This window comes from Candidatus Synechococcus spongiarum SH4, from assembly GCF_000586015.1.
GTDB lineage: Bacteria > Cyanobacteriota > Cyanobacteriia > PCC-6307 > Cyanobiaceae > Synechococcus_B > Synechococcus_B spongiarum_F.
Map to the genome: position 1 here is coordinate 1 of NZ_JENA01000028.1, position 11763 is coordinate 11763.

9 protein-coding genes are annotated in these 11763 nt (G+C 63.7%); 2 read left to right on the forward strand and 7 right to left on the reverse strand.

What is annotated here, in order from left to right; translation table 11 throughout:
- From BG35_RS0102525 to BG35_RS0102540, 4 genes are all read right to left on the reverse strand, one after another.
- Positions 1–2055: class I SAM-dependent DNA methyltransferase (locus BG35_RS0102525; RefSeq protein WP_025781561.1), on the reverse strand; the 2055-nt coding region annotated here is incomplete at its 3' end.
- 96 nt (positions 2056–2151) lie between these two features.
- A complete protein-coding gene (locus BG35_RS0102530; RefSeq protein ID WP_025781562.1) occupies positions 2152–2610 on the reverse strand; it encodes a hypothetical protein in 459 nt (152 codons plus the stop codon).
- Positions 2611–2614: 4 nt separating this feature from the next.
- A complete protein-coding gene (locus BG35_RS0102535; protein ID WP_025781563.1) occupies positions 2615–3910 on the reverse strand; it encodes an AAA family ATPase in 1296 nt (431 codons plus the stop codon).
- A gap of 102 nt (positions 3911–4012) precedes the next feature.
- Positions 4013–4501, reverse strand: a complete 489-nt coding sequence (locus BG35_RS0102540; protein WP_025781564.1) for a DUF2518 family protein — start codon at positions 4499–4501, stop codon at positions 4013–4015.
- Between the two features lie 91 nt (positions 4502–4592).
- Between BG35_RS0102540 and BG35_RS0102545 the strand changes: the two genes are divergently transcribed.
- Together BG35_RS0102545 and BG35_RS0102550 are read left to right on the forward strand one after the other, a co-directional pair.
- Positions 4593–9395 (forward strand): translocation/assembly module TamB domain-containing protein, encoded by a 4803-nt coding sequence (locus tag BG35_RS0102545; RefSeq protein WP_025781565.1) that lies wholly within the window; start codon positions 4593–4595, stop codon positions 9393–9395.
- The gene (locus BG35_RS0102550) at positions 9395–10357 is read left to right on the forward strand and encodes an ROK family protein (protein ID WP_025781566.1); all 963 of its coding nucleotides are present in this window, start codon (positions 9395–9397) and stop codon (positions 10355–10357) included. Before BG35_RS0102545 ends, BG35_RS0102550 begins: the two co-directional genes overlap by 1 nt.
- Positions 10358–10373: 16 nt before the next feature.
- Here the strand turns inward: BG35_RS0102550 and BG35_RS13310 are convergent, their stop codons facing one another.
- The 3 genes from BG35_RS13310 to BG35_RS0102565 all read right to left on the reverse strand — a co-directional run bounded on the left by BG35_RS13310 (position 10374) and on the right by BG35_RS0102565 (position 11460).
- Positions 10374–10517, reverse strand: coding sequence for a DUF8642 family protein (locus BG35_RS13310; RefSeq protein WP_173399725.1), 144 nt, complete (start codon positions 10515–10517; stop codon positions 10374–10376).
- Between the two features lie 177 nt (positions 10518–10694).
- The gene (locus BG35_RS12595; RefSeq protein ID WP_152535136.1) at positions 10695–10961 is read right to left on the reverse strand and encodes a hypothetical protein; all 267 of its coding nucleotides are present in this window, start codon (positions 10959–10961) and stop codon (positions 10695–10697) included.
- Positions 10962–10986: 25 nt separating this feature from the next.
- Positions 10987–11460: a tetratricopeptide repeat protein gene (locus BG35_RS0102565; RefSeq protein WP_236619748.1), complete on the reverse strand. Its 474-nt coding sequence runs from the start codon at positions 11458–11460 to the stop codon at positions 10987–10989.
- Positions 11461–11763: the final 303 nt, after the last annotated feature.

Below are 11763 nucleotides of genomic sequence, written 5' to 3' on the forward strand. Positions count from 1 at the left end.
GCCATAGATACGTCGAACAAAACGTTTATGCTGTAATGATGATAAATCCAGATCTTTAATTTCAGTAGTTGACAGCAGCAGGTGACCACCATCAACGGGCTTGTTACCAAAATCCATCTTGGCAATGCCGGCGAGTGGCTCAGGGGCTTGTTGCACGATTACGTTTGCCCCGCTGACCAGATAGGCATTGATATTTTCAACGTCTTTCACAATAACCTTACCATCCTTACCCAGTCCATACAGCTTCCGCACCGGCCCTACATTCTTTGAGATGCCCACAATCACCACTGTTACCCCTGCATTGTGGCTGGCCAGATTGGCCCATTTGAAGCTGGTGTGGGCAAAGGCGATTTGATGGCCTGTCTTGAAGAGTAATGGCCAGAGGATGGGCACTTGCTGCCCTTGACAGATGGAGTTGGTGGCCACGAATGCCGTGGCGGCGGTGGCGTGCTGGCCGTAGTCCGCTGCTTTGATGAACCAGCCCGCCACGTAGTCAAGAGATTTCCAGCGTGTGGTGCGTCCCTGGAAGAGGTGTTTCAGGTCGTCTTTCTGCTCCGGTTTCTGCCATGTTGACCCTAGATAGGGCGGATTCCCACAGATGTAGGTCTCCCCACCCTCATTATCAAACTCAACCTCCGGCTGTTCCAGTGGCGTATCCAATAGATCGTTTTCATGGTATTTCACGGTTACCCCCATCCCTGCGGGTGGGCAGACGCTCAGCCAGTCCAGCCGCAGGGCGTTGCCGCAGGTGATCCAGTTTTGTGCATCCAGGGGCAGGAAGTCCGTCAGGGCTTCTTTCTGGCCCCGGTAGAGTTCATCGCATTGGTATTCGGCGATGATCAGCGCCAGCCGGGCGATCTCGGCGGGGAAATCCCGCAATTCGATGCCCCGGAAGTTGGTGAGGGGGATGACGGTGGGGCGGCCGGCTTCGCCGCGCCGCTGGTTGATCTCGTCCTCAATGGCCCGCATTTTCTTGTAGGCGATCACAAGAAAATTACCCGATCCACAGGCGGGATCAAAGACCCTGATCCGGGCCATACGGTTGCGCAGATTCAGCAGTTTGCGGGAATTGCCCTGGGCTTCTTCCAATTTCTGCCGTAGATCATCCAGAAACAGGGGATTGAGTACTTTCAGGATATTGGGCACACTGGTGTAGTGCATTCCCAGGGCGCCCCGTTCCTCGTCGTCGGCCACGGCCTGGATCATGGAGCCGAAGATATCCGGGTTGATCCGTTTCCAATCCAGGTGGCCGATGTGGAGAAGATAGGAGCGGGCAACGGGACTGAAGTTGGGTACGTCCCCGCTGCCGGAAAACAACCCGCCGTTCACGTAGGGGAAGCCCCTGGCCCAGCGGGCAATACCTGCCGCTCTGTGATCCTCTTCCCTGGTGTTCATGGCGCGGAACAACTCGCGGATCACCGCTCCCATATTGAAACGGTCGCTCATTTTCTCGATGGTGGGGGTGAAGGCGGTATTTTTCAAGATACCGGTGTCCTCGGCAAAGAAACAGAAGATCAATCGCGCCATGAAGCGGTTCATGTCATGGCGTCGTTCGGAGGTGTCCCAGTCGGGGTTGGTTTTGCGAAGCTCCATGTATAAACGATTCAGCCGCCCCGTGGCTTTGACGTCAAAGGCGCTCTCGCTGATTTGCCGAACGGTGGCGATGCCCGCCAGGGGCAGGAAAACGCCAAAGTAGTTGGGGAAATCCGGATAGTCACAAACAATGAAAGTAGCGCTTGCCAAGTCTTCCGCTTGCAACTCCTCCCCGTCGGTGGCGAGGATCAACTTTGCCTTGGCCCGCTTGGTGGCAGGGCTGTCCCTCAGGGCAGCCATGGTTTCTGTAGCCTTTCCTGGGGGACACACCTTGATATGGATGTTGTTGGCCTGGAGCACGCCGCCCGCCAGATCGGATTTATTGGAGGCGCCGGAGCGGAGACGCTTGATGGTGGTGGGCTTGTTGCCAAAGGCTTCCAGAAAGGCGTAGGGGAACCCCTCCCCATCAAACGGCTGGGCCGCCAGGGCCGCTACGGCTTCCTCAATATCGACCGGGTTCATGGATTCCCCTGCTGGGTGGAATGGGCGGGGCTGGCCCATCATAGGGGTTGGGGGTCGGTGCAACCCCGTTCGGCTGCTGTGGGGCGGGGGCAGGATTTACCCGGGCTTGCGATCCCGGCCTTGCAGGTGATGATCAAGAGACCAGATGCAGACACGGCTCAAGGGGTGCCGTTGACACGCCGCTTCCCACTCTTTAATGATCGACAGGTCAACCAAACCGGCTTTCCTTTCTGCAGAGTCCGGGAACGCATTCAACCAATCCTTCAGTTGCTCATGGTCTGGCAAGGGAACCAAATTCCATGGCGCCTCTCCTGCCAGGGCCTTGCCCATCTGGTCTCGCAACTTCTTGGCGTGGTGCCACCGCTTGTTGCCGTCGCCAAGCTGGGCAATGTGATTGCCGGTCTCCAGAACCACTCCCAGGGGCACAAGCAACGTGGCATTTCTATCAATACACTGCTCGAACTGCTCTAATACAATCTCTCGATCCTGATTGAAATTCGGCACATCCAAGACATTGAGCAAGATGCTGGTATCGATAATCACGATCTCTCCCATTGGCTTATCCCACCCCTGCCCGCAGCTCCGCCAACCAGGCATGGGCCCGTCGTTTGCGTTCTTCAGGTGTCGGGCCGTGTTTGGCGAAGTGGTCGATGATTCCCTGGGTCAGGAGATGACCGACTCCGCCTTGGGCGATGAGGGCCGGATAGTTTTCCATGTCCATCAGGCGAACCAGGCAACTGGCGCCATCCTCGCCGTGTCGATAGCAGAAGACCACATGGGGAACTGCATCGTCCGGCAGAGCGTCCAGCAAGGCGGGGTTATGGCTGCTGAGGAGGATCTGGAGATTGCGCTGGCGGGCAATGCGCAACAGATGGGCCAGCAACTGCTTGGCTCGGCTGGGATGAATGCCGTTGTCCACCTCTTCAATGACAACGAGGCTACCCGACGGCGCCGACAGGGCAGCGGCGGCAATGGCAAGGACGCGAAGGGCACCGTCGGACAGCAGGGTGGCGTCCCATGGAGACGTCACGCCGCCAAAGGTCTCGGTCAGAGTAACCATCACCTCATGGCGCGGTGTCTCGATGAAGCCAATGTCCTGGATGTCCTGCTCCGGAAGGGCCTTGATGAACTGGAGCAGTGCGTCTTTGGTCTCAGCCTGGGAGCAGAGATTGTACAGAACACCTGATAGATTGGCACCGTCTCCACTGAGCCTGCGCTCGCTCTTGAAGCTATAGCTGCGCATGGCAGGGGGCTGCGGATCCAGAAACACGATGGCGGACAGCCACTCCTGATACTGCTTCAAGATTTGCGGAATGACCTGCTGCGCCTTTTTCTGACCACTCTCAAAGCGGGCCGAACTCTGAAGCTGGTGCAGGATCGCCATCTGATTGTTGCAGTTGACCTGTGGTTTCCGGCCGCCACGGGCGAAGTTGTTATAGGCAACCCGGACGCTTCCCTCTGTCCCATGGGCCTCGACAACCTCAAACAGTGGGACTCTCGTGTTGATTCCAGTCAGCCTTTCGTCAGCAATCGTGAGCTCGTCCTCATGCCGTTCCAGGGTGATGGAATACGAATTCCAACGGTTATGGGTTGTGCGGCACGTCAAAGAGACAGCCCCTTGCCCCCTGAAGTCCAGGTCTTGCACCGTCCCCCGGATACCGCTGCTCTGCTCCTGCACGGCATAGCGGATGGAGCCGAGGGTATTGCCCTGGGCAATCCAGGACAGAAGCCGCAGGGCCTCGATCAGGTTGCTCTTGCCGGAGCCGTTGGCCCCGATAAGCAGCGTCAGCGGCTCCAGCATCAGGGTTGCCTGGCGGTAGCTCTTGAAGTTCTTAACCGTGAAGCCGGACAGCATTTTCTCGCTCTACAAGTTCTTGCTCCAGAACGGCAACGGTGATCACGAAGCGTTTGCAGCAACTTGAGCCTAAAGCCCGCCCTGGCTGTGGACAGCCTGTGGTCAGGTGACCGCCGGGAGTGACAAGCGGATGTCTTCCAGGCGACCGCCAAGGGGCAGACGGGCCTCCCCCAGCAGGCGGGGGCGGCTCACCCCGGCCTCCTCCGTGGGCTCCACCTGGCGCAGCCGCACCGTGATTTGTCCATCGGCGGCGGATTGGGGTCGCCGTGACTGGTTGACGACCAGTTGCTCCAGGGTGGGGGCGACAGCCGCAGCCGGTAGGGGCTCCCGGGGAGCGGCAACGATCAGTCCACGGCCGTTGTCGAACACAATCGGCACGTTCACGGCGCCGGGGATGGTTTGGCGCTCTTCATAGCTCACGGCGAAGGCCATGGAGGCCACCGCCAGCAGCACCGTGAAGCTGCTGATGCCCACCAAGCGGAAGCGGATCCCCCAACGGCCCCAGAAGCCCGCCACGGTGAGCGCCGCCAGGAGAAGGCCCAGGGCGCCGATCCACAGGCCGGCCTTGAACAGCAGAGGATCCACAACCATGGGGAGGGGCGGCGCTCCAGGCCTTGAAAGCACAGGCCCTAGTGTAAGAGTAGGGTTTGCCCCCATGGGGCAGAGGCCCGCTTGATGGTTCATGGATGTCCGCGTTCGGCTCCTGCACTGCGCTCGGCAGTTGCGGCATCCAGCCCGGTCCACCCTGGCGGTTGGCGCGGCGCTGCTGTTGGGCTGGCTGGCCGTGGATCAGGCCCTGGGCGCCGTGTACCGCCGCCTGCTCCCCGGTCTTGAAGAAGGGTATAGCCGTGCGTTGGGCCGTCCCCTGAAGCTGGGTTCCTACCGGGGTCTGCGTTGGTCTGGTCTCCATGTGGGTCCCAGTCGAATCCTGCCCAGCGGGGTGGACCGCACCCAACTGGCGGCGGATGGCCTGATTGTGTCCGTGGATCCATGGGCCAGCCTGCTCCAGCGCCGCTGGGTGGTTCACCTCCATGTCCGGAGTCTGGAAGCGGATTGGCGCCGCAATGCCCAGGGCGCTGTGTGGACGGTCCCCCCCGGCCAGGAGGAGGGGGCCATGCCGGTGGAGCTCTGGATCCACACCCGGGATCCGGCCCGGATGGGGTTGTGGTGGCAACCGGGCGCCGCCACCCCCTCGCCGGATCTCACGGGGACGTTTGTGGGCCGGATGGCGGTGGGCCATGGCCGGCGCCAGATGGTGATCAAGGGCCAGCTTGCTCTCGCCTCGGGGGGCCGGTTGTCCGTGGAAAGCCTCGGCATTCCCCTGGACGAATCCTGGACGATCCATGGCAGAGCACAGGGCGTCCAACTGGACGGGCTGAACCCTCTGCTGGCCAACACGCCAGGGGAAGCGCTTGCCGGGCTTTCCGGGCAGGTGGACGGCGCCGTGACCCTGGGGAACGCCCGGGACAGCCCCTGCCGCGGCTCCCTGGTGTTCAACAACCTCCAACTCCCGTTGCAGCGGATCGACCCCACCGGGGCGTTGGGCGCAATGGGCTTCGGCTCCCTGTCCCTGGGTTGTGACGGTCGCCGTCTTCAGCTTTCCCCCAGTGATTTCCATGTGGGTGGGCTGACGGGTCGGGTGCAGGGTTCCCTGGGCCTGGATCCGGATCAGCTCCTGGATCTCCGGGCCACGGTGGGCGGTCCTTTGCCGCCGCCGCTGGCGTCTCTGGGGGGCGCCGTGACAGGCGATCTGCGGCTCCTGGGGCCGCTGACCGCGCCGGAGAGCCAGGTGAGTCTCACCATCGCCGACTGGCGCGCCCCTGGCGCCGACCCTGCCGCCGGCCAGCCATGGCCGCCGTTGACCCTGCAAGTGGCCAGCCAGTGGCGCTCCGTTGAAGAGCAGCAGCAACTCCGGGCCTCTCTCCAGGCACAGGCAGGGGCCAGCCAGGTGGTGATGGCTGGTCAACTCGCCCCCCTGCTGAACCTGCAAAGCAGCGCCGTCACGCTCCAGCCCCGGGATTGGCTGCCCCCTGATCTCTGGCCGGATCAGCCCTATACAGGCTCCTTCACCGTGGCCACGGACCAGGCGGGGGCGACGCCGGAGGTGCGCCTGCGGCTCAGCAATCCCCGTCTGCAGGAGGATTTCACGGTCCGGTTGGGGGAGGATCGGCTCCACATCGACGGCCGCCTGGAACTGGCCGCCGGTCAGCACCTGGGAATGAACGGCCGGGCCGAAGAGGGGCAGTGGCGGCTGGCGGCCAACCTGAGCGAGATGGACATGGCCCCTGTCCTGGATGGGGCGCTGCCGCTCCCTCCCCTGGAGCCATCGCCCCTGAGCCTGACGGCCACGGCCCGGGGACGTTACGGGGACAACCCATCGCCCGACTCCGGCCAGGGGGTCCCCCTGCAGGTTGAGCAGGCCCAACTCGCCGCCAGGCTCCCCCAAGGCCTCCGCACCCCTGACCACACCCTCCTGGGACCTGCCGAGCTTCGGCTCCTGACCACGGAACAGGGGCGGTGGGCTTTGCGGATGGATGCCCCCCGGTTGCGGAGCCAGGGGGTTGTGGACTGGTGGCCGGGGCGTCCATGGCAGGAGGCCGGTCTTGATCTGAGCCTTGCCCTGGAGGAGGTTTCCCTGGCTTCCCTCAGCCCGCTGCAGGGGGAGGTGACCCTGACGGGGCGCCTGGGGGGATCCCCGGCTCAACCCCGGTTTGACGGGGAGTTGATGCTGGCCCGTCCGGGCCTGGCCTTGATCCGCTCTCCCCGCCAGTGGCGCGGCAGGGTTCTGTCTCTGGCCGACGGCCATGGTCTCCATCTGGCGGCCGGGAGCGAAGATGCGTCCCCGGGCCAAGGGGATCCCGTTCTGGATGTTCGCGTCAACTCCGCCCTGCAGCTTCAGGATCTCCGATTCCGCTCCGGAGACGGACATCTGGACATGGCGGCCACGGAGGAGGGCTACCGCTGGCTGGCGCAGGACCTGCCCCTGTCCTGGTTGCAGGCGGACGCGGTGGAGGTTGGGGGCACACTGCAGGGCAAAGGGGAACTGTCCCTGGGCGCTGGACGGATTCACGGGGACGTCACCGTCAACGGGGCCCGCTGGGGGACGCTCCGCAACCGGCAACTGAGTCTGAGACTGACGGGGAAGGACCACCAGCTTCAACTTGACGGACAACTGCTCACAGGCGCCGCCAGCGGACGACTGGTCTGGGGGGTGCGGATCAACCAGCAGCCGGGCGCCCCCCAACCCTGGTCCGTCCATGGGGATTTTGACGCCGTACCCCTGGGGGTTCTGCGCCAGAGCACGGCCCTGGCCCGGGAGTTGCTGCAAAGGATTCGGACACCGGAGGGCTCCAGCCGGGACCTGGGCGCGCTGGTGATTGGCGTGGTGGGGGAGAACCTGGCGACCCGGTTGGAGCGCCTGGCCATGGTCCAGGAGCGTTTGGGGAGCCTGGACGCTCTGCTGGAGCGGATCCATAACCGACAACTCCGGAACCTGGACGGCCGGTTGGACGGTACTGTGCGGATCCGGGGCGCCGCCGACCGGCCGGTGTGGGCGGCAGTGCGCACGGATCTCCAGTTGTGGCTGGTGGAGGCCGGGGTGAACCGTCCCCTCGCCCCCGGCCATGGACCCTTCCATCTGCGCCTGGAGGGACCGTTGCAGGGCTCCGATGCCGGTACGTTGCAGTTTTCCGGCCTTCCCCTCCGGCTCATCAACGTGCTGGCCGATCTCCAGTTGCCGTGGCAGGGTGTGCTGGCGGGACGGGGGCAGCACCAGGATCTTCTGGGCGAGCGGCTGGTCAGCCTGACGCTGGCGTTGCAGGGAGGGCGGTTCCACCACCAGCCGATTCGGTTGACGCCAGCCGTCCTGAGGCTGAAGGGCGCTGCCGTGGGGGTGGAGATGGCCCTGCAGACCCCCGCCGCTTCCTCCCTGCTGACCGTCAACGGCAACGTCAATCTGGAGGGGGGGGACGAGGCGCTCCAACTGCGCCTCTCCGCAGGGAACGGGGTGATGGCGTTTCTCCCTTCACTCAGCGATAACGCTGTGGCCTGGACTCAGGGGGATGCCCGGACGACGCTGCTGATCCGGGGGCCGCTGGAGCAACCGGTATTCCACGGCTTTTTGCGCTTGCAGGGGGCGGAGGGCCGCGTGGCAGGCGTTCCCGTCCGTAACCTGAACAGTGTGGTGTTGTTCGACCTGAACAACCTTTTCGTTGACCGGTTGGAGGCAACCGTCGGTGAGGCGGGAGGCGCCGTCAGCGCCAGTGGGTTCCTGGGCATCCTTCAACCCGTGACCACGGAGGACCCCTTGACCATGACGCTGGAGGAGGTGGACGTCAGCGCCCCCAATGCCCGGTTCATGGCCAGTGGCAAGCTGGTTCTCCACGGCAGTGTGCAGGATCCGGAACTGGGGGGAGACCTGCGACTCAGCAACGGAGTGATTCGTGCCGACGGCAATGGTCAGGCCGCCGCCCCCGTCAGTCCGGCAGCCAGTGAAACCCCGGACCATCCCGTGAACAACCGGCTGAGGGACTGGGACTGGCGGGAGCCCCTGGAACTGGGGAACCTGGCGGGAACCTCCCCGATGGAGCGTTCCCTGTTGCAGGCCATGGCGGAACTCCCACCCATCCACCTGCGGTCTCTGAACGTGAAGTTGGGACCGGACCTGACGCTGGAAGCAGCAACGGTGGCCAACTTCAGCATCGCCTCCCCCGCCGGGCTGGCTCTCACGGGAACCATGGGGCTTGATCTGCAGGCCAGGGGCCTGGTGAAGTTGCTCCGGGGCCAGGTCAACCTGTTCACCAGCCAGTTCCGCCTGGATCCGGATGCCCCCAACGTGGCGGTGTTCACCGCGGATTCGAGGCTCATCCCCTACCTGGACGTGGCCATGTGGACCCAGGAGGCGGATACCGGTCAGGGGCCAAGTGGGGATTTGGCCGCCGTCGATGCCGAGGAGATCACGGGAGGCGTCACCGGTTTCGATAGCCTGAATCTGGTGCGCATCCAGGCGGTGGTGGAAGGTCCGGCAGACCAGTTTCCCGCCGTCCTGCGCCTGCAGAGCAGACCGCCCCGGTCACAAGAGGAGTTGTTGGCCTTGATCGGGGGCAATTCCGTGAATCGGCTGGTCCAGGGCAGCACCAACTCGCGGTTGTTTTCCGTCGTCGGTCAGCCCCTGGTGAATCCGATCCTGAATCGGCTGGGCCATGCCCTGGATGAACGGATCATCTTCTCCGTCACGCCCACCTCCTTTACCCCGGCCAGCGCCGGTGACAGCCAGCAGGCCACGGAAGAATTCGTCCTGGCGGGGGAGTTGGGGCTGAGCGTGAGCGACCGTGTGGACGTGGCGGTTCTGGGGGCGCTGAACCGGAGCGACCTGCCGCCACAAGCCAAACTGAGATTCCAGGTCACCCCCGCCATGGCGACGGAGATCACAGCGGAACGGGGCGGTTACGCCAAGGGTATTCTGCAATTCTCGTCCCGATTCTGATGACCCTTCCTGCGGCCGCTCGGGTCACCCAGGTGATTGGTGTGGATATCGGCGGCACAGTCTTGAAGCTGGGCCGTTTTGGCGCGACGGGACAGTGCCGCGCCCACCTGGAGTTGCCCACCCCGCAACCGGCCACGCCAGGGGCTGTCACCACGGCGCTGCTGGAGGGTCTGGAGCGCCTGGACCCCCGGCATCAGGCCTCCGGGATCGGGATCGGTGTTCCTGGCCCGGCCAATCGGGCCGGCCGGGTGGCCCGATTGGCCATGAATCTGCCGGGGTGGCGGGACGTGCCCCTGGCGGATTGGCTGGAAGCCCAGCAGGACCGCCCCGTAACCATCGCCAACGACGCCGACTGCGCCGCCATGGGGGAACTCTGGCTGGGCGCCGGACGGGGTGTGCAGGACCTGCTACTGCTCACCCTGGGGACCGGTGTGGGGGGTGGCGTGATCATGGGGGGCAGGCTCTTGACAGGGCGTTCGGGAATTGCCACGGAGCCCGGTTTGATCCTGCTGGATCCCGCCGGCCCCCGATGCAAGAGCGGCAACCACGGATCCCTGGAGCAGCACTGCTCCATCGGCGCCCTCAAGCGGCTCTCCGGGCTGGAGCCCCTGGAACTGGCCGCCCGCGCCGCCCGGCAAGACGCCACAGCCCTTGCCCATTGGCACACCTATGGACGCCGTTTGGGCATGGGTATCGCCTCGTTGGTCTATCTCTTTACGCCGGAGCGGGTTCTCCTGGGGGGAGGAGTTGCCGGTGCGTTGCCCCATTTCCGCGCCGCGCTGGAGCAGGAATTGCACCAGCGATTGCTGCCCGTGTTTCGTGAGGATATGGTGATTGTGCCCTGCAGGTTGGGCAACGGGGCTGGGCGCTCCGGCGCGGCCCGCCTCGCTCTGGATCGCCTTTCGTTGCCGGAAGACAGTGGGCCGGGCGAGGCGAGTGGAAAACAGAATTCGCCGGACTAGAAAGCCGGACTGAAAATCAGCCGGAGTCGGTTTGCCCGGTTTTAAGCACCTCGACGCACTGGGTCACGCATTCGCCGTCATGGAGGGAGCACTCGGAAATGCAGACGAAATACTGCTCGACAGTGTCCCAACGCTCCATGTGTTGTTCTGTGTGTTGCATGGTTGAAGCCTCCGTTTGGCAGGGGAGTTGGTGATGCATCCAACCTACGGAGAACTTGCTTCCCCCACAAGAAAAATAAGTCTTGTTGCCTAGATTTCTATTGCGAATGATTGCGTCACGTCATCGTGAAGCCGGTGCATCCTGCTTGAGCGGCCGTTGAAAAAGTCGGTCAAGACTTCAGAACAACAGGGAGAAGCAGAGCTTGAGGGAATAATCCACGGGTGCGGGAGAGGGGAGGGCCTCCTGTCGCTCCCCTTCCAGGGAGATCTCCCACGATTGCGGCTGGGCCTGCCCGGAGTATGGGGCCAGTGCCCACAGCAGACGGTAGGCGCTGCTGGTGGGAGCAAGCCATCCCCACCCCGGCCCCAGGGAGGCGGTCGTTGTAGGCGGGGAAGCCGTAGGCCAAGTGTGGGTCAAACCGCTGCCCGTTGCTGGCTGCCCCATCCAGGACAAACTGCCACCCCCCTTGTCACCTGCGCCCCTGTTGCTGCAAGTTCTGCAACTCCCGCGCAAATCTGGCTTCTTCCGGCAGGAGCGCGATGGCCTTGTGGTAGGCATCCTCCACATCCCGGGCCGGCGCCTCCAGCCAACGAAGGGTGCGGGCCAATTCCCGCCAGGCCCAGGCATGACGGGTGGGTGAAGCGCTCAACTGGAGCACCCGCTCCAGCAGGGTCCGGGCCTCCCTGAGGAACTGCCGTCGGGAATCCTCCTGTCTTGCCCGCCAGGCTTCCCCGGACAACTGGAGCTTGGTCTGGGCAAACTCCAGCAGGGCGCGGGGGTCGGCGTTGATGGCGTCACCGGCGCGCTGGAAGTGCCGATGAGCAGCACGGGGATCCCGGAGGCGGCGGGCCAGAATCGCGGCGTCAATGGCATCCTGGCCAAACAGCAGGGACGAGTTCTTCCGAAGCAACTGTCGCGCTTTTTCCTCCTTTCCCTCATCCATCAGCACGTTGGCGAGGACGTTCCTGAGATGGGGAAGTACGCCCTGTGCCCCCAATGCAGTGGAAACAGCCTGCTGCTCTGCTGCCACACGCACTAACCTACTTCCCTTCAGACAGGGGTGGGTCATGCTATTGGGATCTCGGCGGACCTCCAGGGAAGATGCCTTCACTAAGTACGCAGACATCCAATCTGACCCTTGCCACGCCGCTCCCTTTGAATAGTTAAGTATGTAAGCCCCCTCGGAAGGGTCATAAGCCCGCCAGGAAGGGCCGTCAAGGATTGGCGGGGCCTGAAGGCCCCTTTC